Below are 24016 nucleotides of genomic sequence, written 5' to 3'. Positions count from 1 at the left end.
TCTGCAGTGCCGTCACAGCCAATATTTGCGCTTGAGCACTGTGAAGAGAACGATGGCGGTGGCCGCCATGACGCCGAGTACGACGAAGTAGCCGTAGCGCGTCTTCAATTCGGGCGCCATCCGTTGCCGGCAGCAACCGTCGGCGGCCTGGCCGGGCACGTCGAGATCGTCTACGCGCACAACGGACAGACCGACCTGCCCTGCATGGCCACTGCGGTGATCTGGTCAAAGGGTCTTTTGCCGGACGAAGTAGGACCTTTGCGGACCGCCTGACCGTTCACAGCACTGTCGAAGACCTATACGTTCACGGACAGTAGCCGCCGTGGACTGCGGCTGGGTGTGTGGGAATGGGCCGGGTTCGACTCCTGGCGGCACCACAATTCCGTCCCGCTCGGGGTGGAAGCAAGGGGAATCATGACCAACTCGAAGAACCGCCTGGTGGCGGCCGGATCCGCATGCACGCTTGTTGTCACCGCTGTCGGTATCTCGGTACTCGGCGGTGGCACCGCTGACGCAGGCGTCACGGGCCAGACTGCTACGGCCGTCACCTATCCGCTGGTCCGCAACTCGGTCTCCGAGAGTCAGGTGGTCAACTACAGCCTCGGCGAGGGCGACCTGCAGCAGGCGTTCGTCGCCAAGATGCTTGCGGTTCCGGCGAACGGAGTCGACACCTCGGCCAAGCTCAAGGACGGCGTAGTGGCCGAGGCTGACCTCGCCCCGGCGGTCCAGACCAAGCTGAACAGGGCAGGCCCGGCGTACCTCAAGCACTGGGGCACGGTGCACCGCAACGTGATCGGCGCGGCCGACGCCGAGCTCGCCACGACATCCACCCAGCCGCCGCTCGGTGACGGCGCTCTCAACCTGCACACCGCCTCCGCGACCGACAAGGTGGCTTTCGGCAACGAGGCCGACTTCGCCGGCGGGAACGTGAAGGACCTCGGCACGGTGGGCTTCTCGGTTTACACCACCGGTGAGAACAATGCCCTGGGCAACAACATGCCAAGCATCATCTTCGAGATCGACCCCAACGTGACCGCCGTGGCATCGAACTACTCGTCGCTGGTCTACGTACCGGCCAACGGCGCCGCCAACCAGTGGACGGCCTTCAACGCCTCCACCGACGTTGCCAAGCACTGGGGACTGTCCGGTACGGCCTTCGACGGTACGGCGTGCTCGATCAACGGCGCCCGCTGCACCTGGACCGAGATGCTCGACTACCTCAATGACGGCGGCGACGACGCCAAGCTGCTCACGGCAACCGTCAGCAAGGGCCGCGACTACGCCTTCTCCGGTGCAGTCGATGCATTGCAGTTCGGCGGCAAGACCTACGACTTCGAAGCCGCCGGGGTCACCGTCAGCTAGTGGCCGACAGCCCCCGGCGCGTGGGCCCAATGGCCCTCGTGCTGGGGTAGTCCGGCACTGCCACGCGGCAGTACCGGAGCGCTTCCATGGAGGTAGACAACTCCTCCGACGGTGGAAATGAGCGCGATGACGACCGATGCAACCGCTGGATCTTCCCGCCGGCGGGACCATTCCATGAAGGCACCACAGCGCTCTGCGCAGCGATTCGACCATGCCGGTCTGGAGATCCTCGACGCGGCCGACTGCCTCAAGCTGATGCAGACCGTACCGATCGGCCGCATCGTCTTCACCGAGGGCGGCCTGCCGACCGTCCGACCGGTCAACTTCACCATCGACGGCGAAACGGTGGTGTTCTGCACCGCGGACGGCGACAAGTACCGGGCCGCGGAACGCGGCGACATCGTTGCCTTCGAAACCGACTCGATCGACGCCGTCAGCCAGACCGGCTGGACCGTGACCGTCGTCGGGCACCTCTCCCGCCTGACCGACGCCGAGACGACCGACGTGTCCCTAGACCTTCCGGCCCGCTCCTGGGTGCCCGGCCGGTGGCCCCATTTCATCCGGCTCACCGTCGAATCGCTCCGCGGCCGCCGGGTCATGATCTGGCCGCCGCCAGGCGACGATGCTCTGCTTGGCGATCGAAACGGACAGCGCGATGAAAGCTAACGGCCGGCCGGTACTCACCAAAGTCAATCTCCCGGAGATCCTCCGCGACCTTCCGCTTCACCATCCGGTCGTCCTGGCACACCAGCGCGCCCGCTCCGCCAACCTCCAGGCCCGGTTGGCCGACCGGATCACAGCCTTTGCCGGGTCGATGCCGTTCGTCTATCTCCATGCAGTGGGATTCGCGGTCTGGATGCTACTGATCGAGTCACAGCCGTGGCCGAAGCTCACCCTGGTGGTTTCCCTCGAGGCAATCTTCTTGTCGGCCTTCGTGATGATCGGCCAGAACCGGCAAGCAGCCTTCCAGCACGCCAAGGCCGACCACGACTTCGTGGAGCAGGAGCAAGAGCTCAAGGAGAACACCGGGCTCACCCGCGCGATCCACACGCTGACCGAGGAGATCCACCGCAGCGTGGTCGTAACTCCGCCCACAGCCAGAACCACCCGTCCTCGCGAAGGCTGAGAGCGTGGCCACCCCGAACTGTCAATTGCTCGAGGAGACCTCATGTCACTGAAAACGATCGACCCTGTTGTCGCCTGCTACGACGGCTCTCCCGGGAGCAGCGCCGCGTTGCGCTGGGCAACGGCGGAGGCTGTTCGGCAGCTCGCACCGCTACGTATCGTGAGGGTTTTCGAGCCCGGCCCGATGGGCTACCCCACTGCGGACTCGGAGCCGATCGCCGATGTGCGTCGAGTCCAAGAGGCAGCGCTGGACCTTCTGGCCAACGACATCCGCCTGCAGCACCCCCCACTCACAGTGGACGCCGTCCTGATCGACGGCTCAACCGCCTCAGCCCTGATCGACGAATCCTTCCATGCCCGGCTGAGCGTCCTCGGCTCCCGTGGACTCGGTGGCTGGACCGACATCCTGCTCGGTTCGGTGGTGACCCAGGTCGGCACGCACGCCGCCGGCCCGGTCGTCGTGGTCCCTGCCCCGGCCCCCAGGACGCAAGACAGGCCCACGATCGTTGTCGGCGTCGACGGCTCGAAGACCTCGGCCAAGGCAATCGGCTTCGCGTTCGACCAGGCCGAGGCACGGAGTGCCCGGGTGGTGGCGGTCAACGTGACGCCGCATCCGGCACCCACCTTCAGCGGCGGACTCGGACTGCTCGTCTTCGATCCGGCCGACATCGCGAACGAAGACCGGCTGCTCGTGGCGGAGTCGCTGGCAGGCGCCGAGACCGACTACCCAGACGTCGAACTCGAAGTACGGCTGATGAGCGGCCACCCCTCCCAGGCGCTGGTACTCGCAGCCGAAAACGCCGAGCTGCTGGTCGTCGGTTCACGAGGCCGCGACGGCTTCGCCAGCCTCCTCCTCGGCTCCGTCAGCCTGAGCGTCCTCCAGCACGCCCGATGCCCGGTCGCGATCGTCCGCTGACCATCTCGGCAGACCTGACCAACGACCAACAGGAGCAGCGCGAATGACACTGGACCTCAAGACACCAGAAGGGCTGACCGACGCGGCGGCAGCGGCAAACCTCAGCGAACACGGTCCGAACTCGATCCCCCAGCCGGCGCCACCTGGCGTCCTCCCTCGGGTCCTCGGCCAACTGCGCGACCCTATGATCCTGATCCTCCTCGCTGCCGCCGCCCTGACCGCTACCTTGCGAGACTTCACCGACCTCACGGTCATCCTGCTGGTCGTCACCCTGAACACCACCGTCGGCGTGATCCAGGAACTCCGGGCCGAGAAAGCCCTCTCTGCCCTGCGCCAGCTCGCCGCACCACAGGCGCGCGTCATCCGGTCCGGCCGGACTCTGGTACTTGCCGCAGACGAGGTCGTCCCAGGCGACCTCGCACTACTCGAGGCCGGCGACGTCGTGCCGGCCGACCTCCAGTTGGTAACCGCCTCCCGGCTGCAGGCCGACGAAGCAGCTCTGACCGGGGAATCGGTACCGGTCGACAAGGAACTCCGTGACGACACCCCGATCGAGATGTCCGCAGGAACCGTCGTCACCAACGGCAGGGGCAGCGGCATCGTCACCCGAACCGGTCCGGACAGCGCGCTGGGACAGATCGCCGCCTTACTGTCTGCACAACGGCCCCGACCGACGCCCCTGCAACGGCGACTCCGATCCTTGAGCCGGACACTGACGATCACCGCCCTCACCCTGTCGGCACTGGTCGGGGTCTCCGGTCTGCTCCGCGGCCGGTCGGTCAGCGAGATGCTGGTGACCGCAGTCAGCCTGACGGTGGCAGCCGTCCCCGAATCGCTACCGGCTGTCGTCATGCTCGCACTCGCGCTCGGCGCTCACCGGATGGCCAAGAAGGCGGCAGTCGTCCGGAGCCTCCCCGCCGTGGAGACCCTCGGCGCCGTCACCGTGATCGCGGCCGACAAGACAGGCACCATGACCGAAGGCGTCATGCTGGCCGAGCGATTGTGGACCGAGTCCGGTCACTCTGTTGCCCAAGGCCACGGCTACGCACCAGACGGCTCGATCGAGCCAGTCGGCCAAGGCTCCAGTAGCCCGGCAGCTATGACTCGCCTCCTCCGCGACATCGTGCTGTGCAACGACGCCGATCTGCGCCCGCCCGATGCCGACCACGAAAGCTGGCTACCACTCGGCGACCCGACAGAGGCGGCGCTGGTGACCCTTGCCGCCAAGGGCGGCGTCGTGGCAGCAGACCATCGCAAGGCACATCCCCGAACTGCCGAGATCCCCTTCGACAGCATCAGGAAGAGGATGACCACGGTCCATCAGCTCACCGGCCGGGATCGCTTCCTGGTCGTCTGCAAGGGCGCGCCCGACGTACTGCTGGACGGCCAGATCATCCAGTACGGCGATCTCGACGCCGCCCGAGCTGTGGCGGCCGATCTGGCCAGGCAGGGGCTTCGAGTACTCGCGGTCGCCGATCGCGAGGAACAGTCCGACGTCGACCTGGCCCACGCGGAGTCCGGTCTGCACCTGGCCGGGTTGATCGCGATCACCGATCCGGTTCGCCACAACGCCGCCGAGGTCGTCGCCGCGTTCGGCAACGCCGGAGTGAGCTTGCTCCTGATCACCGGAGACGCTCCCGGCACCGCCCGCGCGGTTGCCGACCGGATCGGCCTCGACCCGGGCGACCACGTCGTCACGGGCACTGACATCGACGACGGACTCGACCCCGGCCCGGCCTCCCAGGCGCGCGTCTACGCCAGGATCCGGCCAGAACAGAAACTGGACATCGTCCGGGCCTGGCAAGCCGAGGGTCAGGTGGTCGCGATGACCGGGGACGGTGTGAACGACGCGCCCGCGCTGCGGCGAGCCGACATCGGGGTGGCGATGGGCAAGGACGGTACCGAGGTGGCCCGCCAAGCCGCCGACCTCGTCCTCACCAACGACGACCTCGGTACCGTCGTCACCGCGATCGAGGAAGGGCGGCGGATCCACGGCAATGTCCGTACCTTCCTGCGCTACGCCCTCAGCGGCGGTGCGGCCGAGGTCGTCGTGATGCTCGTCGGTCCGCTGCTGGGGCTGACCGTGCCCTTGCTGCCCGCGCAGATTCTGTGGATCAACATGCTCACTCACGGCCTGCCCGGCGTCGCCCTCGGCGCGGAGCCTGCCGACCCGAAGGCGATGAGCCGCGGACCCCGCGCGCCCGACGAGCACGTCCTCGGTGGTGGCCTGTGGCAACGGATCGCCTGGACCGGAGGGCTCATCTCGCTGGTCGCGATCGCCGCCGGCGTCTGGGCCGAACGAACCGACGGCCCCTGGCAGACGATGACCTTCATCGTCCTCGGTATGGCGCAACTCGGGGTAGTGATGGCGCTACGGCGGCCGGCGTCGCCGGGCACGAGCCGGGTCCGTTTCCTCGATCTCGCGGTGGCCGGCGCCGGAATCGCTCAGCTGCTGCCGCTGGTCTTCGCTCCGCTGCGTGAGCTGCTCGGACTCGAGACGCTGACGCTCACCCAGCTCGGTGTCGCCCTCATCGTTGCAGCTGTCCCAGGTCTTGTCGTCCGGGTGCTACGCCGGTTCCGTAGCCGGGGCTGACCGCTCTTGCCTGGCTGCGAGGGCCAGGCCCGCGTTCCAGCCGGGAGCGCGGCCGCCGGGGGCAGCGGCCGCGGCAGTACCGGCGGGATCATCGGAGCCGGCGCGAGTAGGCACCAGGTTCGGAGATGGCGGTGGCGATGCGGACCTTCACGTCGACGGCGAACGCGCCGGCTGGGGTTGCGATGAGAGGGTTCACGTCCAGCTCGCTGACCTCGGGGAGGTGTTCGGCCAGCAAGGCAATCCGGTGCAGCACGTCCAGTACCGCGGGGACATCGGCCGGATCCGCGCCGCGGTATCCGGCAAGCAAGGGGGCGCATCGCAGCGACCGCACCATCTCGGTGGCGTCCAGATCTGTGAGCGGGAGCCCGCGCCACCGGCGATCGGCCAGCAGATCGGTCAGCACTCCACCGCTGCCAACCATCAGGACCGGGCCGAACAACGGATCGCGGACCAGCCCGGCGACCAGCTCGATCCCGGCAGGCACCATGGCCTGGATCACCACGTGTGGATCACCGATCGCGGCGGCCACGGCGTCGTAGGCAGTACCGAGGGCTGCGCTGTCAGCGATGTTGAGGTGCACGCCACCGACGTCGGTCTTGTGGACGACACCGGCGGCCGCGGTCCTCAGCGCCACCGGATACCCCAGCAGGTCCCCCGCCGCGATCGCATCGTCGCGGCGGCTCACGGACGCCGTCGGCACGATCATGATGCCAACGGCGCGCATTAGCTGCTCGGCCGCCTGCGGACCGAGCCAACCGCCCTCGGGAACAGCGGCGAGAAACTCCGCGACGACAGCCCGGGCAGCGGCCAGATCAACGTCCGGCAGGACCGGTACGACGCCCTGTGGCCGGGCCCGCCATTCGGCGTACCGCATGGCCTGGCTGAGCGCTCTCACCGCGCCCTCAGGAAATGGGAAGACGGGCAACCGGCCGCCGTCTTCGAGTTCGACCTGTGGCGCTGCACCGGGAGCACCGAGGCAATTGACGACCACCGGGATCGTCGCACCGGCCGCGGCTCGCGCGATCGCGGCGTACGTCTCGTCGACGTCGCCCGCTCTGGTCGCGGCGAAGACGACAAGCAGCGCGTCGATCTCGCCGCTGCTCAGCCACACCTTGATCGCTCGCTCGAGCACCTCCGTGGACGCGGCGGCGCCCAGATCGGTTGGGTTGCCTGCCGTTGGCGCTCCCGTTGTCTCAGCCATGGCCTTCCGGGTGGGTTCGCTGAGCTCGGGAATCTCGACACCGAACGTCTCCGCTGCGTCAGCGGCCAGTACTCCGGCGCCGCCGGCGTTACCCACGACTCCAAGGCGTCGACCGTGAGGTAGCGGGCGGCCGGCAAGAACCCGAGCGGTCTCGACCAGCTCCTCCAGCGTGTCCATCCGCCGTACGCCGGATTGGGCGAACAGGGCGTCGACAGCCGTATCGGGAGTTGCCGCGGCGGCCGTATGCGACGCACCAGCGCGACGCCCGCTGCTGGACCGGCCGCTCTTCACCACCAGTACAGGCTTGGTCCGGCCGACCAGCCGAGCCAAGCGACCGAACTTGCGCGGGTTGCCGAACGACTCCAGATACAGCCCGATCACATCGGTTCGGGGCTCCTGCCACCAGTGCAGGAGAAGATCGTTGCCGCTGACATCGATCTTGTTGCCCAGCGAGACGAACTCCGAAATCCCCAGACCTACCCGGCTGGCATGATCGAGGACAGCAACACCAACCGCACCGGATTGCGCAGCGAGCGCGAGGGTTCCGGCCAACGGGCGGAGTGTCGCGAAGTTCGCCTCCAACCGGACGGCCGGCGCGGTGTTGGCGATGCCGAGGCAGTTCGGGCCGATCAGCCGCAGACCATACCTGCGAGCCGTGGCGACGAGGCCATCCTGGATCTCCCGTCCTTGCGGGCCGGACTCGCCGAACCCGGCCGTCAAGATCACCGCACCTCCGACGCCGGCCTGGCCACACTCTTCCAGCACCGCGGGCACTCGGTCCGCCGGTACCGCAATCACCACCAGGTCCACCGGACCGGGAACAGCCCCGATCGACGGATACGACGTGATGTCCATGATTTCCTTGGCTTGCGGATTGACCGCGAGAAGTTCGCCAGTGAAGCCACCCTCGACAAGATTGGCCAGCACTTCATGGCCGATCCCACCCGCCTTGCGCCCCGCACCGATCACCGCGACCGAAGCCGGAGACAGCAGCCGGCGCAGCGACTGGTCCCCGGCCACCCGCTCCCGCTCGGCCATCCGGTCAATCCCCGACGGCGCATAGCCGGTGTCCAGCGACAGTTCGACGACGCCCTGATCGAGGGTGTGGACCTGCTCGAAACCAGACCTGGTGAACACCGACAGCATCGGGCCGTTGTCAGCCAACGTGTCGGCGAGCAGATGGTGAATCCCCTGGTCATGGGCGACCGCAGCGAGCTGCTCCAGCAGCAAAGTACCGATCCCGCGCCCCTGCGCCGCATCGTCGACCAGGAACGCCATCTCCGCCTCACCCGCCCGGACCAGCTCAAAGCTTGCAACACCAACGACCCGGCCCTCGACCTCGGCGATCAACGCGACAGGACGGTCTCCTGGCGGAGGTACCGCGAGGTGATGGGCTTGCTTGTCCGCACCATGACGGTCGAGCGCGAAGAACCGCAGGTAGATCGAGCGTTCCGAAACCCGATGGTTCAAACCCTTCAAGGCCTCTTCGTCGTCAGCGCCCACGGAGCGAAGGTGGACGACGGCCCCATCCTTGGCCAACGCATCCCACCCCGCCGGAGTACGCGGCTCAGTGACGATCACTCGAAATCCTCCTTGAGATGGCCGGGCGGTTACTGGCCGGCGGTGACTGGTGTGCCGTTGGTTGATGGCTCCAGGAGCGGCGTTGTTGGCAGGGCAGCCTTGGCGGCCGGTACCGCAGCAGCCGCTTCTCTGCTCAGGAAGGCGCCGACGGAGCGTGGTTCGGTGTGCTGGCTTCTGTCCGCCGGGCGGTGCGGCACGATCGCTACCGGTCCGTCGACGACGGCCATGGTGCGGCGGGTGATCGGGTCGCCGATCGGGAGGAGGCCCGCGTGGGCGCCGAGAACCACAAGGCTTACCTCGCGTGACTTGTGCAGCAGCGCCGCAACGACCGGACGGCACGTCAGGTACCGCGTCACCTTCACGCCGGGGTACTCCGCGGACCAGCGTCCGAGCACCTCGGCCAACTCGAGTTCTGCCTTCCGAACCCACAAGCCGTCGGGAGCCGAGAGGCGGGGTGCGGCATGAACCGCGACCAGGTTGCCGCCACGGGCAGCCGCCGCGCGGAACGCGTACGCGACGGCCTCGGCCGACAGCGCAGTACCGTCGACGCCCACAGCGACATCTCGCTGAGACGGAGCCACCTTCCACGACCCTGGTACGACGATCAGCGGGCAGTCGGTCCGACGGGCCAAGAGCAGGTTGCTGCGAGCTGCGATCAAGCGCTCCGGTCCGCGATGCCGTGGTCGCCCGATGACCAAGGTACGGGCGCCACGGGCCGTCGCCGACAGCACCTTCATTCGTGTCCCGGCCGCACAGACCGCCCGCACCTCGACGGCCTCTCCGATCTGGCGGCGGACGTGCGCGGTGGCGATCCGCAAGAACTCGTCGGCCCGTTCAGCAGATGGCTGTGGCTCCCTGCTGGTCGCTGCCCTGGACTCCCGATGCGCGGCGACCAAGACCAGATCGGCCTCGTCGCGGATCGCCTCCGTGCAGGCGTAGTCGAGCACGCGCAATCCTTCGGCTGACCCGTCTACCTCGACCACCACCGGACCGGCGCCCAGGGAATCAGCCATCACGCGGAGTCCGGCTGTGCACAGTGCACTACCGCGACCGGGCAGATCGCGTGCTGGAGGACACCCCGCACGACCGAGCCGAGCAGCACGGACGGCAGGTGTGCGCGATGGTGTCCGCCTAGGACAAGTACCTGTGCATGGACGGCCTCGGCCGCTTTCAGCAGGTTTTCGACCGCGTGACCACGACGGACATCGAGCACGATCTCCAGCTCGGGGTACTTGTGGCGCCACTGCTGCGCGACGGCCTCGAAGTGCCGATCCACGGTGGCTGTCCAGTCCTCCCCTACCGCCATATCCATCGCCGGATTCCAGCCGTAGACAGCGGGAAGATCCCAAGCGTGAACCAGCCAGAGCGGAACGCGACGCTCGACGGCCAGTTCGACTGCGAACTCAATCGCTGGATCGTTCTCACCTGAGTCGTCCAAAGCGACCACCACTGGCGCGCTTCCCGACGGAGGTGTCCATCCCGCAGGTACGACAACCACTGGCCCATGTCCTCGGCCGGCGGCCACCTCGGAGGTCGATCCGAGCAGCAACCGCTTGAAAATGCCCATCCCCCGGCGTCCGACCACGAGCATCCGGCTCCTCAGCGCCGTGCTGGTCAGGCTGACGGCAGGCGAACCCGCGATCAGCTCCACCTGGTGGTCGAGATCCTCGCCGTTGGCCTTCAGCCACTCACGAACATCGTTGACCAGGTCTGTCTCACTCTGGGCTGTGACGACCGGCTCGTAGTACCGGGTGCGTTGGGTCTTGTTCTCGACGACGTGGACAGCGTGCAGCGGCTCGCGCCGTAGCAGGGACTCGTGCAGCGCCCACTCGAGTGCGCCGGCCTCTCGCCAGGCGCCGTCGACACCGACTTCGATCACGGGACGGACGATTTCGGGTGACAGCGTGGTGGACACGGTGGATCCTTCCGGTTCGGCAGTCTGCTTCGATCGTGACCCGTGGATGCCGATCGCAGGCAGAGCCCGTAGTCACCCGCTCAGGTGCCGAAAGACCCGTCGGCTCGGGACTGGTGCCCGGTGCGACGCCCTGCCCGGTCAGGACCTTCGCCCCTACATCGACGGCAGCACCTACCGCGACTGTGGAGGTAACCCATCACGGAGGAGAACACCCATGTCGAAGACGCGAATCGTCGTCGGAGTTGACGGCTCTGAGCAGGCCGAGAGTGCCATCGGCTGGGCTGCCGCCGAGGCAGCCTCCACCGGCGGTTCACTGCACCTGATCCACGCGTTCGTGTGGCCGCAGTTCCGGGTCCCGCTCGGCCCATCTGCGTTCGCACCCGGGCTCCGGGCAGCCGCTGACCAGATCGCCGAGACAGCGCTCGAACTGGCGCACAAACTTCAGCCCGACCTGACCGCCGCCTCCAGCGTGGTGGACGGCTTCCCTCTTCCAGTCCTCGCCGACGAGTCGCACGAAGCGGATCTTCTCGTCATCGGCAGCAGGGAAGTCGGTTCGGTCCTCAGCGTGCTGGTCGGCTCGACGGGTGTCGGCCTGGCCGCCTACGCCCGCTGCCCGGTCGTCATCGTCCGTTCGGAGCAACCCGATCTGGTCGGCAACTACGTCGTCATCGGATACGACGGGTCACCTCCCAGCGTCGCAGCGTTCCGGTTCGGCCGCGAGTACGCCCGCCGGCACGGACTCACCGTTCGCGTCGTCTCCGTCCAGCGACCTGGCGCCGCAGAGCACGAGGCAGTGCCCGCGGACCAGCTTGCCGCCCTCACCCATCTGGTCCCCGATGGACCACCGGTGGAGATCACCCAGGTAGTCGGCCACCCGGCCGAGCAACTGCTCCGCCTGTCGGCCGATGCCCAACTCGTCGTTGTCGGCTCCCGTGGCCACGGTGGTTTCACCGGACTACTGCTCGGATCGGTCAGCCAGGCTGTCCTGCACCACGCCGACTGCCCAGTCTGCATCGTCCACTGACCGACATCGTCAGGCCTCGAGGTCCTTGGACTCGTCGCTGAACAGCGCCACCTTCAGTGCGCCGGTCTCCCCCGCCCGCGAGAACACGTCGTACGCGTCCTGCATTTCGTCCAGTCCGAACCGGTGCGTGATCAGACCGGGCATCGGCAACCGGCCGGCGGCCAGCATGGCGAGCAGCCGCGGTGTCGACGAGGTGCCGACCAGACCGGTGGTGATGGTGATGTCCTTGATCCAGAGTTCCTCCAGATGCAGCGTCACCGGTGCGCCGTGGACGCCGACGTTCGCGACCCGGCCACCCGGCCGGATCACCTGGGTACACAGCTCGAACGTCTCCGGTACGCCGACCGCCTCGATCGCGACGTTCGCACCGAGCCCTCCGGTCAACTCCTTGACCGCGGCAACCACATCGACGTCCGGTCCGAACACCAGATCGGCACCGTGATCCAGCGCCGCCTTCTGCCGGGCCGGAGCGGAGTCGACCACGATGATGCTCGACGGACTGAACAACCTGCAGGTGGTGATCGCGGCGAGCCCGATCGGGCCGGCGCCGACGATGACGACCGTGTCGCCCGGACCCACCCGGCCGGCCAGGGTACCGACCTCGAACGCGGTCGGCAGGATGTCAGCCAGCAGCAGCGCCGATTCGTTGCTCACGCCGTCCGGCAGCCTGTAGACCGAACGGTCGGCGAACGGCACCCGGACCTGCTCGGCCTGGGTGCCATCGATCAGGTGACCGAGGATCCAGCCACCTCCGCCCAAACACTGGCCGTACCGGCTCTCCCGGCAGTACTCGCATCGTCCGCACGAGCTGATGCAGGAGACCAGCACCCGGTCCCCCGGTGCCACGCCACGGACCGCGGGGCCCACCTCGAGAATCGTGCCGACGGCCTCGTGACCGAGGATCCGGCCGCGGTCGACGGTCGGTACGTCGCCCTTGAGGATGTGCAGGTCCGTGCCGCAGATGGTGACGGCATCGACCCGCACGATCGCGTCCTCCGGATCCTGGATCACCGGATTCGGCACCTCCCGCCAGCTCCGTTGCCCAGGTCCGTTGTACACAAGAGCCTTCATGGTCGATCTCCTCCATGGCTTGACGGTCGCTGTCTCTTTGACGGTCGCTCCTTTGACTGCCATCCGGCAGAGCAGAACCGCACCAGCCCGGCAGGACCTTCGTCGTCTGTGGACAGGCCCTTCACCCCTGGCGGCGTGGCCGGACCGTGGTTGCACAGCGTTTCGGACTGAGGGTCCCGTTGGTTGTGGGACCTTCGGCTCTGGGGCCGGCGGGGGCCGGCTGGAAAGGTCGGGAGCATGGATGCCATAGACCTTGCCCGGTGGCAGTTCGGGATCGTCACCGTCTACCACTTCTTGTTCGTTCCGATCACCATCGGGCTGTCCGCGCTGGTCGCCGGGCTGCACACCGCCTGGTACCGGACCGGGAACACGAAGTACCGGCGGATGACGCAGTACTGGGGGAAACTGTTCCTGATCAACTTCGCCATCGGCGTGGTGACCGGGATCGTCCAGGAGTTCCAGTTCGGGATGAACTGGAGCGACTACTCGAAGTTCGTCGGCGACATCTTCGGGGCGCCGCTGGCGATCGAGGGGCTGCTCGCGTTCTTCCTGGAGTCGACCTTCCTGGGCCTGTGGATCTTCGGCTGGGACAAGCTGCCGAAGAAGGTGCACCTGGCCTCGATCTGGCTCGTTGCCATCGGCACCCAGCTGTCGGCCTACTTCATCCTGGCAGCCAACTCCTGGATGCAGTGGCCGCTCGGCTACACCTACAACCAGGCATCCGGCCGCGCTGAGCTGCACGACTTCGGGGCCGTGCTCACCAACAAGGTCGCGCTGGTGACCTTCCCGCACACGATCGCGGCCAGCTTCCTCACCGGCGGCGCGTTCATGCTGGGCATCGCCTTGTGGCACCTACTGCGTCGCCCTGGCAAGCACACCGACCTCTTCCGGCCGGCCGTCAAACTGGGTGCGATCACGACCCTCGTCGCAGCGGCCGCGGTGATGATCACCGGTGACATCCAGGCCAAGATCATGACCGAGACCCAGCCGATGAAGATGGCCGCAGCGGAGGCGCTCTACGAGACGTCCGCGCCGGCGCCCTTCTCGATCCTGACGATCGGCTCACTCGACGGCAGCAAGGAGATCTGGTCGCTCAAGGTCCCGCACGGGCTGTCCTTCCTGGCGACCGGCACCACCACCGGCCAGGTCGAAGGCATCAACGATCTGCAGCAGGCGTACGAGCAGCGGTTCGGCCCAGGGACCTACACGCCGAACGTGCCGCTGACCTACTGGAGCTTCCGGTTCATGATTCTTTCGGGTGTTCTGGCGGCGGCTATCGCCCTGCTCGCACTCTGGCGCCTCCGCAGGCCGCGACCGCGCGCAACCAAGTGGCTCATCCGCGCGGCCCTTGCCGTCCCGCTGCTCCCCCTGGTCGGCAACAGCTTCGGCTGGATCTTCACCGAGATGGGCCGCCAGCCCTGGATCGTCTTCGGTCTGATGCAGACCCGCGACGGCGTCTCCCCCAGCGTGGGCGCCGGCAGCGTCCTCACCTCGCTGATCGTCCTCACCCTCCTGTACGGCGTACTGGCGGTGGTCGAGGTGTTCCTCCTGCTCCGCTTCGCCCGTGAGGTTCCCGCCGAGGCCGACTCGTCCGACCCGGAGGCCGCTGAGCCGGCCTTCCTGTACTGAGGAAGCCACCGATGGCACTCACTGATATCTGGTTCCTGCTCATCGCCGTCCTCTGGACCGGCTACCTCGTCCTCGAAGGCTTCGACTTCGGCGTCGGCATGCTGCTGCCGATCGTGGGCCGCGACGCCATCGACCGCAAGGTCACATTACGAACCATCGGCCCGGTCTGGGACGGCAACGAGGTCTGGTTGCTGGTCGCGGGCGGCGCGACCTTCGCGGCCTTCCCGTTCTGGTACGCGACGTTGTTCTCCGGCTTCTACCTTGCGCTGCTGATCATTCTGGTGGCACTCATTCTCCGCGGCATCGCACTCGAGTACCGCGGCAAGATCGACGACGCCACCTGGCACCGTCGCTGGGATCTGGTCATCGTCGGCGGCAGCGCCGTACCAGCGCTGCTCTGGGGTGTCGCGCTGGCGAACATCGTGCGCGGTGTCCCAATGGGCGCCGACCACGAGTTCGCCGGGTCTTTCTTCACCCTGCTCAACCCCTACGCCCTGCTCGGCGGACTCACCACACTGCTGCTCTTCGCCCTGCACGGCGCGGTCTTCCTCGCGCTGAAGACTCACGGCGACGTACACGACCGGGCGCTCAAGGTGGTGCCGCCACTCGGCATCGCAAGCGTCGTCGCAGCCGCGGGATTCCTCGGCTGGACGCAGACCCTCGATGGCTCCTGGATCACCTGGGCCCTCGCGGTGGCCGCTGCACTCTGCCTGATCGGTGGGCTGATCGCATCCAGGCTCGGCCGGGAAGGGTGGGCGTTCCTCGGCACTGCCGCCACCATCGCACTGGCTTCCGCAACCCTGTTCACGACGCTCTACCCGAATGTGTTGCCGTCGACCACCGACCCCGCGTTCAGCCTGACCACGCTCAACGCGGCATCGACGCCGTACACGCTGAAGATCATGACCTGGGTCGCGGTCATCTTCACCCCGCTCGTGGTGCTGTACCAGGGCTACACCTACTGGGTGTTTCGCGCCCGGCTCGGCCGCACTGACTTCCCCACCCCGGTACAGAAGGTCGCCAGCTGATGCCCGCCGTCGACCCCCGGCTGCTGCGCTACGCGAAGGCCACCCGGGTCTTCCTCGCGCTGTCGGTACTGATCGGGGCAGGTCAGGCGGTGGCGATCCTCGCCCAGGCCTGGTTGCTGGCAACCATCATCACCGACGCCTTCCTCCACGGCGCAGGGCTGGACGACCTCAGCGGGCAGCTCGCGCTCCTGGCGATCGCTCTGGCTGGACGCGCTTTACTGGCTTGGGTCGCCGAAGTGATCGCTCACCACGCGTCGGCGGCGGTGAAGTCGGAGCTGCGGATGCGGCTGCTCCATCAGGTGGTGCGGCTCGGTCCGCGCTGGCTGACCGGGGAGCGTAGCGGTGAGCTGACCACCCTGGCCACCCGCGGGATCGATGCCCTTGACGACTACTTCGCCCGCTATCTGCCGCAACTCGTGCTGGTGTGCTTCGTGCCGCTGATCGTGGCCGGCCGGATGTTCGCGGCGGACTGGCTCAGCGCGACGATCGTGCTCGTCACGCTGCCGCTGATCCCGCTCTTCATGATCCTGGTCGGCCTGACCACCAAGCAACTGATGGCAAGGCAGTGGGCTTCCCTCCAGCTCCTCGCTCACCACTTCCTGGACGTGCTGTCCGGGCTCGGCACTTTGAAGTCCTTCGGCCGCTCAAGAGTGCAAGTTGCCACTGTCGAAAAGCTCGCCGCCAAGCAGCGCAAGGCCACCTTGGCCTCGCTGCGGATCGCCTTCCTGTCGTCCCTGGTGCTGGAGTTGCTCGCAACGCTGTCTGTCGCGCTCGTGGCCGTCTCAGTGGGCCTGCGGCTCGTCGACGGCCGGCTCGATCTCCAAACAGCTCTGCTGGTTCTGATCCTGGCACCCGAGGCGTACCTGCCGCTGCGCCTGCTCGGTGCGCATTACCACGCCAGCGCCGAGGGCCTTGGCGCTGCCGAGCAGGTCTTCACAGTGCTCGACAGGGAAATCCCGGCGACTGGTACCGCGCTCCTCAAGGCGAACCGGACCATCGAGCTCGAGCACGTGATGGTGGCGAGTCCCGACCGTGACAGCCCCGCGCTCGACGGACTCTGCCTGACGATTCCACCCGGGCGGGTAACCGGAGTCGTGGGGCCCAGCGGCTCCGGCAAGTCCACTCTGCTCGCCGTGCTGCTGGGCTTCACCCGGCCGGACGCCGGACAGGTAGTTGTCGACGGCATCGACCTCGCGACGGCCGACCTGGACGACTGGCGGTCGCAGATCGCCTGGCTTGGCCAGGACCCCATGCTGTTCGCCGGTACGGTCTTCGAGAACATTCGGCTCGGACGCCCGGCCGCCGCTGAGTTCGCCGTACGGCGAGCAGCCGGCGCAGCAAGGGTCGACGTACCGCTGGAGCAGGTGATCGGTGAGCGGGGCAACGGTCTCTCGGCAGGGCAACGTCGGCGAGTCGCCTTGGCCAGGGCGCTACTGCTGGACGCTCCCCTGCTGCTGCTCGACGAGCCGACCGAAGGCGTCGACCCCGATACCGAAGGGGAGCTGCTCAACACCCTTCCGGCCGCATTCGCCGGCCGCACCGTCGTACTGGTGACGCATCGTCCAGCGCTTCTTGGCCTGTGCGACCAAGTGGTCGAGCTTGCGCCGGCGGCGGTAGCTGTATGACCTCGGCACGATGGCTGCTGAGGATCGCGCGGCCCGAGGCGTGGCGGCTGCTGGCGGCCGCCGCGCTGGGATCGCTGGCCCTCAGCTGCTCCATCGGTCTGATGGCGACCTCCGGCTGGCTGATCTCGCGGGCGGCTCAGCAGCCACCCGTTCTCTACCTCACGGTCGCCATCGTCGCCGTCCGCGCCTTCGGTATCGGCCGCGGCGTCATCCGGTACGCCGAACGCCTGGTCGGTCACGATGCCGCCTTCCGCGTGCTGGCCAGGACCCGGGTGCAGGCGTGGCTCGACCTCGACCGAGCCGCACCGGCCGGACTCGGCAAGCTCCGCTCCGGCGACGTCCTGGCCAGCCTCGTCGGCGATGTCGAGGCCGTGCAGGACCTCCTGGTTCGCGCTGTGCTGCCCATCGCGATCGCCTTGATCACAGGTACCGCAACCGTGGTGATGCTCGGCGCGCTGTTGCCGGCTGCAGGCCTGGTGCTGTTGGCCGGGCTGCTGGTTGCGGGTTTGGCTGCTCCTGCGGGCAGCCTGTTGGTCGCGGGCCGAGCTGAGCGCAGACTGGCACCGGCTAAGGCTGCCCTGACCGATCCGGTCCACGAACTACTCACAGGGTCCGCCGACCTGATCGCCTACGGAGCCGCTCCGGCCGCTCTCGCCCGGATCGCCGGCCGCGACCGCATGCTGACTTCCTTGAGCCGCAAGTCCGCGGCAGGCGCAGGCCTGGGTGTCGCCATCGGTGGCGCCGCACTGGCGTTCACCGTGGTCGGCGAACTGCTGGTCGGGATCCAGGCCGTCCGCGAAGGACAGTTGTCCGGCGTACTGCTCGCCGTACTCGCACTGACGCCACTGGCTGCCTTCGAGCTGACCACTACGCTGCCTGCGGCCGCTCAGCATCTCGTGCGTGGGCTCCGAGCCGTCGACCGGCTCCGCGCACTGGAAGACCTGCCCCATCCATCAGTTGCCTGGGGCAACAAGGCCGTCAGCGGGCACACGCTGACAATTCTCGGCGCGGATGCCCGCTGGCCGGGATCTGCCCACCCCACCTTGCGCGACGTCACCCTGCGGCTCGCTCCCGGTCGCAGGATCGCAGTGGTCGGCGCGAGCGGCGCCGGCAAGAGCACCCTGGTCGCGGCACTCGCGGGCTTCCTGGCGACCGAGCGCGGCTCCGTCACCTACGGCGGAGTCCCGCTGGGCGAGCTCGACGAGGACAGCTTCCGGCGGCAAGTCGTCGTCTGCGCCCAGGACGATCACCTCTTCGACACCACCATCCGCAACAACCTGCTCGTCGGCAAACCCGACGCCACCACAGGGGAACTGATGAATGCCCTCCGCCAGGCCCGGCTCGAGGCCTGGGTCAGCCGGCAACCCAGCGGACTCGACACCACCGTTGGCGAACGCGCTGTCCAACTCTCCGGCGGCGAGCGCCAACGGCTCGCCCTGGCCCGCGCTCTCCTCGCTGACCCGGCGATCCTTCTCCTCGACGAGCCGACAGCTCACCTGGACGAACCAACCGCCGCCGAACTGACCCGAGACATCCTGACCGCCACCCGCGGCCGGGCCACCCTGCTGGTCACCCACCGCCTGGACGGTCTGGAGGACCTGGACGAGGTGATTGTCCTCGGGCACGGCGAGGTGAGCCGCCGTGGCCACCCCGCCGACATCCTGCCTTCGGCTCGCACCAGATCACCTGCTCGGTCCTAGCTCAATTGGCGCGCCTGGCATTGGCAGCTGCGCGCGGTCGACTGGGCGGCTGACGTCCGATGGACGGCAGTGGTGGACACGCGGAGAAGGGCCGCCGCTTGACCGGGCGCCAGGGTCTTTGGTCCCGAGCCGCTCGACTTTCCCTACCCCTCAGAGCTGATCAGGACGGGTTCGCGGTCCGGCGCCGATACCGGCATCAGTTCGATGCCTACCCGTGGCGTGACCGACAGGTGGTCGATCCCCTGGCCCTCTCGGTAGGTGATGGCCCGATCGGTGAAGGCCGAGCCCCAGCAGCGTTTGCAGGCCGACAGCAAGGTGTGGTTGCCCTTCACCTGGACGAACAGTTCCTGCGGACCTGTCAGAAACTCGTCGAGCGGTTCGTCCGCCGCAAGACAACTCACGAACAACGCGGCTTCGGGTCCGCCAAGTGCGACGTACTCGAGAGTGATCGCCTCAGCCAGGTTGGGAGCGACCTGCGCGTCGAAGAACGCCGTACGGATGAATGCGCCGACCGCGACCACGTCCGCTCCTTCGCGAAGCCGTCGGATCTGGGCCGCGATCAGCGGACGGAGTCTCGCCGCCCGCACGAACTCCAGGTAGGCAGCGCCGGTCGTGGTGTAGCTGGTGCCTCCGGTCTCGCGATGGACGTACGGCGAGTCAGTCATCGCGACGTCGTACTGGAGCAGGTTCGCCAGTGTGGCCGTATCAGCGATGTCGTTGATCGCCACCACCTCGACAACCTCAGTGCCGCGCTCCAGCGCGGCCCGGAGGAAGTCCCTGCCGATCCGCCCGAACCCGTTGATCCCCACTCTGACAGTCATCTCTGGCCTCCTCAGCCGCGACATTTCGCTGAACGGGAAGCCGTTCAGGCGTCTCTGCCTGTCCCATTCCAGACCCGTCGCGGCCAGCCGATCAGTGCCAAAGGTCCCCACTGCCAGAGGCCGACAGACCACTTCGCAGCCCAGCCGGCGCCCTCCCACCACTTGCCGACTTGCAAAAGTTTGCAATTGCATACATTCTGAGATCATCGACCAGTGTGGAGGCAGTTCGTGGGCGAAGGTGAGTTTGCGATCGACTTGAGGCAGCGTGTGCTCGACGCGCGGCAGGCGCTAGGGCAGGCCCGGATCGAGGGTGACTTCTACTCTGTCGACGTCCGGACGGGTGAGCTCGACAGCCTGACGCGGATCGCGACGGAGAACGGAATCGACCTCCCCGCCGCTCAAAGTGCTACGGCTGACCTTGGCAGCGAGCAATGAGTGGCGCGGCGATGGTTCCGCTGTACCAGGCCAAGGCTGAATTCTTCAGGATGCTCGGTCACCCGGTGCGGATCCGGGTGCTGGAGCTGCTGCAGGACGGTCCGCGGCCCGTGCGTGATCTGCTGGCCGATATCGCGATCGAGCCGTCGAGCTTGTCGCAGCAGCTCGCCGTGCTGCGCCGGCACGGCATCGTCGTGTCCCGGCGGGACGGATCGAGCGTGGTCTACGAGATCGCCAGTGATGACGTCGCCGAGTTGCTGCGCACCGCTCGCCGGATCCTGACGACCTTGATCACGACCCAAGGTGAGTTGCTCGCCGAGCTGCGCGGGGCCGAGACCACCACTCGATGAGGCGTTCCTCGTCGTGGGTCCGGCAACGGGCACAGTCGCTGCTTCCTGCCCGCGACGACCTGGCGGCGATGCTGCGTCAGCCCCGCCGCGATCTGATCGCCGGGCTGACTGTCGCGATCGTCGCGTTGCCACTTGCCTTGGGGTTCGGCATCTCGTCCGGCCTGGGCGCCGCTGCCGGGCTCACCACAGCAGTAATCGCCGGAGCGCTGGCTGCGGCCTTCGGTGGCTCGAGCCTGCAGGTCTCCGGACCGACCGGCGCGATGACCGTCGTACTGGTGCCGATCGTGCACGCCCACGGTGCGGCAGGTGTGCTGACCGTCGGGCTGATGGCCGGGCTGATCCTCATCGGCCTGGCCATCGCCAAAGCAGGCCGCTACATGGCGTTCGTGCCCGCCCCCGTCGTCGAAGGGTTCACCCTCGGGATCGCTGCCGTCATCGGACTGCAGCAGATACCTGCCGCCCTCGGTGTCCACCCACCTGACGGTGATCAGGTCGCCGTTGTCGCCGCCCGTTCCGTGGCAGCCTTCGCGACGCACCCGCACTGGGCCGCGGCCGGAACCACAGCACTCGTCGCGGTGGCCATCCTCGTAGGTGGAAGACTCCGCCCAGCCGTCCCGTTCTCCATCCTCGCGGTCATCGCTGCGACCGTAGCGACCGAGCTGGCCGGCCTCGACATCGCCCGGATCGGATCGCTGCCCTCCGGACTCACTGCCCCGTCACTGTCATTCATCGACCTTTCAGCGCTGTCGTCGCTGGCCGGAGCGGCCCTTGCCGTCGCAGCGCTGGCAGCACTGGAATCGTTGCTGTCGGCAGCAGTCGCCGACGGCATGGGGGTCAACCACCGCCACGACCCCGACCGTGAACTGTTCGGCCAAGGGATCGCCAACCTCGTCGTACCGATGTTCGGCGGTGTACCGGCCACCGGCGCGATCGCCCGGACCGCGGTCAACGTCCGGTCCGGGGCCGGTTCACGCCTGGCCGCACTGATCCACGCCGCAGTCCTCGCAGCGATCATCTACACCGCTGCACCCCTGGTCGAGCGGATCCCTGTCGCCGCCTTGGCCGGTGTACTGCTGGCCACAGCCGTTCGGATGGTCGAGGTCGGCTCCGTGCGGGCGATGGCTCGCGCCACCCGCTCCGACGCCATCGTCTTGGCCCTGACCGCGATCGCCACCTTGGCCCTCGACCTGGTCAAGGCCGTCATCCTGGGCCTGATCGTGGCCGGAGCGCTTGCGCTTCGAGCGGTCGCGCGCAGCGCCACACTGCGCCAGATGCCGCTCCATCCCGACCTGCCTGGCAACCACACCGCCGAAGAACGAGCCCTGCTGGACCAGCACATCGTTGCCTACCGCATCGATGGCCCGCTGCTCTTCGCCGCTCACCACTTCCTGCTCGAACTGTCCGAGGTCGCCACCGTCTCCGTGGTCATCCTTCGGATGTCAGCTGTCAGCGCGATCGACGCCAGCGGCGCCCTCGTCCTCAAAGACGCCATCCAGAAACTCCAGCACCGCGGCATGACCGTCCTCATCTCCGGCATCCGCCCCGACCACAACCGGCCACTGGCCGCGCTCGCCGTCATCACCCAACTGCACGCTGCCGGACAGGTCTTCCCCAACACCCCCGACGCCATCCACGCCGCCCGCGCCCACCTGTTCAGCACCGGCGTCCTGCACCCCCCGACGGCCGAACCTGACACCGCCACAGCAAGCCGCAATTCATGACGCCCACCGGCAACAAACGTGCTCCTCTTGCGTTCTGCATGCAGATTGCCGTCGCGTGCGACGCGGCTTGCAGAGCCGGTGGTTTCCTCCATCGCCCAGCCGTACGCAACATCGCCGTACTGGTTGCTGGCGGCAACATAATCGTTGCCCGCGTCTTCGACGGGATACAGCCGAAGTTCAGGCAGGGTCCCCCGAACAATCACTCCGCCACGATTGCAGCATCCCGCCCGGCGAACGAGTCGCCGGGCGACCCCACTCTCAGGTCAGGCTAAGCGCCGCCGACGCGTATGGAGAACTGTCGCCAGGCCTGCCGTGATGAACATGACCGAGCCGTAGACACCTACCGGTACGGCGATTCTGGCATTTCCCAGCAATGACGGGCTCAACGCGATCGCCAGGGCCAGCGGTACGTTGTGGATGCCTATCTCCATGGAGCACGCGATGGCTTGGGTACGCTCCATACGGGCCAGCCGCGGTACGACGTACCCGATCGCGAGACTCAGCGAGCTGAGCGCGAGCGTGGCCCAGCCCGCCTGGGCCAGGTTGTCCGCGGCGTTGGCGCGGTCGCCGTAGATCGCGAGGCCGATCAGCAGCAACAGCAGCACGGCCGCCGCGATCTTCACCGGCGCCACCATGCGTAGCGCCAGTACGGGCCGCACCCGGCGCAACAACATCCCGAGACCGATCGGCACCAGCACCAGCGCGAACACCTGCGCGACCTTGCCGGCCTGCAGGCCGATCTGGCCGTCGCCGAGGAAGTACGCGAGCGACAGGTTCACCACGATCGGCAGCGTGACCACAGACAGCACCGAGTTCACGGCCGTCAGCGTCACGTTCAGCGCGACGTCGCCACCGGCGAGATGGCTGAAGAAGTTCGCCGTGGTCCCCCCGGGGGCCGCCACGATCAGCATCATCCCGACGGCCAGCTCGGGCGCCATCCCGAGCGCCGACACCAGCCCGAAACACAGCGCCGGCATCACCAGTACCTGGATCGCCAGCGCCAGCAGCACCACTCGCGGTGCCTGCGCGACCCGGGTGAAGTCGGCAACGGTCAGCGACATCCCCAACCCGAGGGTCACGATGATGATGGCAAGGGGTATGAAGGCCAGCAACGCGTCGATCGACATGGTCGGCTCCTGATCGGCCTGGGGCGGTAGGCGGTCAGCTCGACCCTAGGGACAAGCCCGGAGTCGCCGGAACCCACTGATCCGCCATCGCCCCCATGGCAATCATCGATAGCAACCGACGATCGCTGGACCAAAGTCGTCGGCGCGGCCCCCTCCCAGGCCATGGACAACGCAGAGCGACGGGTCTTCAATGAGCCCCGGGGGAATCATGAATGGAGAACCGGAGAAAGTCACGGAAAGTTACGAGAAGACGCATCTGGACAAGGACAGCGGCAACGCGACGTTGGCGGCGTCGACGCCGCCGTCGACCGGCGTACCGGTTACGGTGCAGACGATGACCGTGGCTCCGGCAGTCAAAGGCACCACGGCGGCGCCTGCACCGGTACGAACCTTGCCGAAGGCGATCGGCGACGTCCGATCGCTCTCGGCGGGACTCTTCTGCCGGGACCTGAAGACCAAGGGGTACAGCTATGTCGCGGCGATCGACTACTGGCGGCTGCACGGTCAGCCCGACCAGATGGATGCCGACCGCAACGGTATCCCTTGCGAGACCGTCTACCCACGCAGCGACATCGGCTCGTACTGGAACGGGCGGGAGGTGGTCGGTGTGACACCACTGACGTCCGGACTGTTGTGCCGCGATCTGGCCGGCCGGGGAGCTACGTACGCCCAGGCCGTCGCCTACTGGTGGTACTACAACCGTCCGCTGCGGATGGATGCCGACCAGAACGGCATCCCCTGCGAGACCGTCTACTCAGTTGCCGTGGTCAACGACTTTTGGTTCCAGTGAGG

Annotated in this window: 20 protein-coding genes and 2 pseudogenes; 14 read left to right on the top strand and 8 right to left on the bottom strand. The window is 67.5% G+C overall.

Annotated elements, in window-relative coordinates:
* Positions 1–12: 12 nt before the first annotated feature.
* Positions 13–180: a hypothetical protein gene (locus E1263_RS43195; protein WP_202868812.1), complete on the bottom strand. Its 168-nt coding sequence runs from the start codon at positions 178–180 to the stop codon at positions 13–15.
* A gap of 234 nt (positions 181–414) precedes the next feature.
* Here E1263_RS43195 and E1263_RS10310 point away from each other — a divergent pair, with 234 nt between their 5' ends.
* The 5 genes from E1263_RS10310 to E1263_RS10290 all read left to right on the top strand — a co-directional run bounded on the left by E1263_RS10310 (position 415) and on the right by E1263_RS10290 (position 5996).
* Positions 415–1362 (top strand): hypothetical protein, encoded by a 948-nt coding sequence (locus E1263_RS10310; protein WP_132166987.1) that lies wholly within the window; start codon positions 415–417, stop codon positions 1360–1362.
* Positions 1363–1536: 174 nt separating this feature from the next.
* On the top strand, positions 1537–2028 hold the full coding sequence (locus E1263_RS10305) for a pyridoxamine 5'-phosphate oxidase family protein (protein WP_132166986.1): 492 nt from the start codon (positions 1537–1539) through the stop codon (positions 2026–2028).
* Positions 2018–2488, top strand: a complete 471-nt coding sequence (locus E1263_RS10300; protein WP_132167023.1) for a DUF1003 domain-containing protein — start codon at positions 2018–2020, stop codon at positions 2486–2488. The genes E1263_RS10305 and E1263_RS10300 overlap by 11 nt, the downstream gene beginning before the upstream one ends.
* A 42-nt stretch (positions 2489–2530) precedes the next feature.
* Positions 2531–3403 (top strand): universal stress protein, encoded by an 873-nt coding sequence (locus E1263_RS10295; protein ID WP_132166985.1) that lies wholly within the window; start codon positions 2531–2533, stop codon positions 3401–3403.
* 43 nt (positions 3404–3446) lie between these two features.
* On the top strand, positions 3447–5996 hold the full coding sequence (locus E1263_RS10290; protein ID WP_132166984.1) for a cation-translocating P-type ATPase: 2550 nt from the start codon (positions 3447–3449) through the stop codon (positions 5994–5996).
* A gap of 88 nt (positions 5997–6084) precedes the next feature.
* Here E1263_RS10290 and E1263_RS10285 read toward each other — a convergent pair whose 3' ends face one another.
* The 3 genes from E1263_RS10285 to E1263_RS10275 are packed head-to-tail and all read right to left on the bottom strand — an operon-like array spanning position 6085 to position 10693.
* Positions 6085–8778: a bifunctional acetate--CoA ligase family protein/GNAT family N-acetyltransferase gene (locus E1263_RS10285; protein WP_202868811.1), complete on the bottom strand. Its 2694-nt coding sequence runs from the start codon at positions 8776–8778 to the stop codon at positions 6085–6087.
* Between the two features lie 29 nt (positions 8779–8807).
* Entirely contained in the window at positions 8808–9791 is a 984-nt protein-coding gene (locus E1263_RS10280) for a universal stress protein (protein WP_132166983.1), read from the bottom strand.
* Entirely contained in the window at positions 9791–10693 is a 903-nt protein-coding gene (locus tag E1263_RS10275; protein ID WP_132166982.1) for a universal stress protein, read from the bottom strand. The genes E1263_RS10280 and E1263_RS10275 overlap by 1 nt, the downstream gene beginning before the upstream one ends.
* A 214-nt stretch (positions 10694–10907) precedes the next feature.
* Between E1263_RS10275 and E1263_RS10270 the strand changes: the two genes are divergently transcribed.
* Positions 10908–11717, top strand: a complete 810-nt coding sequence (locus E1263_RS10270) for a universal stress protein (RefSeq protein WP_165956565.1) — start codon at positions 10908–10910, stop codon at positions 11715–11717.
* Positions 11718–11726: 9 nt separating this feature from the next.
* On the opposite strand, the gene E1263_RS10265 is transcribed toward E1263_RS10270, so the two are convergent.
* The gene (locus E1263_RS10265; RefSeq protein ID WP_132166980.1) at positions 11727–12788 is read right to left on the bottom strand and encodes a zinc-dependent alcohol dehydrogenase family protein; all 1062 of its coding nucleotides are present in this window, start codon (positions 12786–12788) and stop codon (positions 11727–11729) included.
* 237 nt (positions 12789–13025) lie between these two features.
* Here E1263_RS10265 and E1263_RS10260 point away from each other — a divergent pair, with 237 nt between their 5' ends.
* The 4 genes from E1263_RS10260 to cydC are packed head-to-tail and all read left to right on the top strand — an operon-like array spanning position 13026 to position 18770.
* On the top strand, positions 13026–14417 hold the full coding sequence (locus tag E1263_RS10260) for a cytochrome ubiquinol oxidase subunit I (protein WP_132166979.1): 1392 nt from the start codon (positions 13026–13028) through the stop codon (positions 14415–14417).
* A gap of 11 nt (positions 14418–14428) precedes the next feature.
* Complete coding sequence (cydB, locus tag E1263_RS10255; RefSeq protein ID WP_132166978.1) at positions 14429–15445, top strand: cytochrome d ubiquinol oxidase subunit II; 1017 nt, start codon at positions 14429–14431, stop codon at positions 15443–15445.
* A complete protein-coding gene (gene cydD, locus E1263_RS10250) occupies positions 15445–17070 on the top strand; it encodes a thiol reductant ABC exporter subunit CydD (protein ID WP_132166977.1) in 1626 nt (541 codons plus the stop codon). Before cydB ends, cydD begins: the two co-directional genes overlap by 1 nt.
* A complete protein-coding gene (gene cydC, locus E1263_RS10245) occupies positions 17067–18770 on the top strand; it encodes a thiol reductant ABC exporter subunit CydC (RefSeq protein WP_132166976.1) in 1704 nt (567 codons plus the stop codon). Before cydD ends, cydC begins: the two co-directional genes overlap by 4 nt.
* Positions 18771–18913: 143 nt before the next feature.
* Here cydC and E1263_RS10240 read toward each other — a convergent pair whose 3' ends face one another.
* Together E1263_RS10240 and E1263_RS43575 are read right to left on the bottom strand one after the other, a co-directional pair.
* Positions 18914–19435 carry a PEP/pyruvate-binding domain-containing protein gene (locus E1263_RS10240; RefSeq protein WP_238161157.1) on the bottom strand — a complete coding sequence of 174 codons (522 nt, stop codon included), beginning with the start codon at positions 19433–19435 and terminating at the stop codon, positions 18914–18916.
* Positions 19433–19591, bottom strand: a pseudogene (locus E1263_RS43575) (glyceraldehyde 3-phosphate dehydrogenase NAD-binding domain-containing protein); the annotation flags it as partial. The pseudogene E1263_RS43575 and the gene E1263_RS10240, both read right to left, overlap by 3 nt.
* Positions 19592–19819: 228 nt before the next feature.
* Between E1263_RS43575 and E1263_RS10235 the strand changes: the two are divergent.
* The 3 genes from E1263_RS10235 to E1263_RS10225 are packed head-to-tail and all read left to right on the top strand — an operon-like array spanning position 19820 to position 22097.
* On the top strand, positions 19820–20026 hold the full coding sequence (locus tag E1263_RS10235; RefSeq protein ID WP_202868810.1) for a hypothetical protein: 207 nt from the start codon (positions 19820–19822) through the stop codon (positions 20024–20026).
* Between the two features lie 11 nt (positions 20027–20037).
* Positions 20038–20376 carry an ArsR/SmtB family transcription factor gene (locus E1263_RS10230; protein WP_132166974.1) on the top strand — a complete coding sequence of 113 codons (339 nt, stop codon included), beginning with the start codon at positions 20038–20040 and terminating at the stop codon, positions 20374–20376.
* Positions 20373–22097 (top strand): SulP family inorganic anion transporter, encoded by a 1725-nt coding sequence (locus E1263_RS10225; protein ID WP_132166973.1) that lies wholly within the window; start codon positions 20373–20375, stop codon positions 22095–22097. The genes E1263_RS10230 and E1263_RS10225 overlap by 4 nt, the downstream gene beginning before the upstream one ends.
* A 263-nt stretch (positions 22098–22360) precedes the next feature.
* Here the strand turns inward: E1263_RS10225 and E1263_RS10220 are convergent.
* Positions 22361–23242, bottom strand: a pseudogene (locus E1263_RS10220) (bile acid:sodium symporter family protein); the annotation flags it as partial.
* A gap of 190 nt (positions 23243–23432) precedes the next feature.
* Here E1263_RS10220 and E1263_RS10215 point away from each other — a divergent pair.
* A complete protein-coding gene (locus E1263_RS10215) occupies positions 23433–24014 on the top strand; it encodes a hypothetical protein (RefSeq protein WP_132166971.1) in 582 nt (193 codons plus the stop codon).
* Positions 24015–24016 lie beyond the last annotated feature (2 nt).

Source organism: Kribbella antibiotica (assembly GCF_004349055.1).
GTDB lineage: Bacteria > Actinomycetota > Actinomycetes > Propionibacteriales > Kribbellaceae > Kribbella > Kribbella antibiotica.
Note: the sequence above shows the minus strand (reverse complement) of the source record. Positions and strands in the feature narration are given on the sequence as shown.

What these genes read in the sequence shown, in the direction of transcription:
- E1263_RS10310 (WP_132166987.1), top strand. Translation starts at nt 415, where the DNA reads ATGACCAACTCGAAGAACCGCCTGGTGGCGGCCGGATCCGCATGCACG.
- E1263_RS10305 (WP_132166986.1), top strand. Translation starts at nt 1,537, where the DNA reads ATGAAGGCACCACAGCGCTCTGCGCAGCGATTCGACCATGCCGGTCTG.
- E1263_RS10300 (WP_132167023.1), top strand. Translation starts at nt 2,018, where the DNA reads ATGAAAGCTAACGGCCGGCCGGTACTCACCAAAGTCAATCTCCCGGAG.
- E1263_RS10295 (WP_132166985.1), top strand. Translation starts at nt 2,531, where the DNA reads ATGTCACTGAAAACGATCGACCCTGTTGTCGCCTGCTACGACGGCTCT.
- E1263_RS10290 (WP_132166984.1), top strand. Translation starts at nt 3,447, where the DNA reads ATGACACTGGACCTCAAGACACCAGAAGGGCTGACCGACGCGGCGGCA.
- E1263_RS10280 (WP_132166983.1), bottom strand. Translation starts at nt 9,791, where the DNA reads ATGGCTGATTCCCTGGGCGCCGGTCCGGTGGTGGTCGAGGTAGACGGG.
- E1263_RS10270 (WP_165956565.1), top strand. Translation starts at nt 10,908, where the DNA reads ATGTCGAAGACGCGAATCGTCGTCGGAGTTGACGGCTCTGAGCAGGCC.
- E1263_RS10265 (WP_132166980.1), bottom strand. Translation starts at nt 12,788, where the DNA reads ATGAAGGCTCTTGTGTACAACGGACCTGGGCAACGGAGCTGGCGGGAG.
- E1263_RS10260 (WP_132166979.1), top strand. Translation starts at nt 13,026, where the DNA reads ATGGATGCCATAGACCTTGCCCGGTGGCAGTTCGGGATCGTCACCGTC.
- cydB (WP_132166978.1), top strand. Translation starts at nt 14,429, where the DNA reads ATGGCACTCACTGATATCTGGTTCCTGCTCATCGCCGTCCTCTGGACC.
- cydD (WP_132166977.1), top strand. Translation starts at nt 15,445, where the DNA reads ATGCCCGCCGTCGACCCCCGGCTGCTGCGCTACGCGAAGGCCACCCGG.
- cydC (WP_132166976.1), top strand. Translation starts at nt 17,067, where the DNA reads ATGACCTCGGCACGATGGCTGCTGAGGATCGCGCGGCCCGAGGCGTGG.
- E1263_RS10240 (WP_238161157.1), bottom strand. Translation starts at nt 19,435, where the DNA reads ATGACTGACTCGCCGTACGTCCATCGCGAGACCGGAGGCACCAGCTAC.
- E1263_RS10230 (WP_132166974.1), top strand. Translation starts at nt 20,038, where the DNA reads ATGGTTCCGCTGTACCAGGCCAAGGCTGAATTCTTCAGGATGCTCGGT.
- E1263_RS10225 (WP_132166973.1), top strand. Translation starts at nt 20,373, where the DNA reads ATGAGGCGTTCCTCGTCGTGGGTCCGGCAACGGGCACAGTCGCTGCTT.
- E1263_RS10215 (WP_132166971.1), top strand. Translation starts at nt 23,433, where the DNA reads ATGAATGGAGAACCGGAGAAAGTCACGGAAAGTTACGAGAAGACGCAT.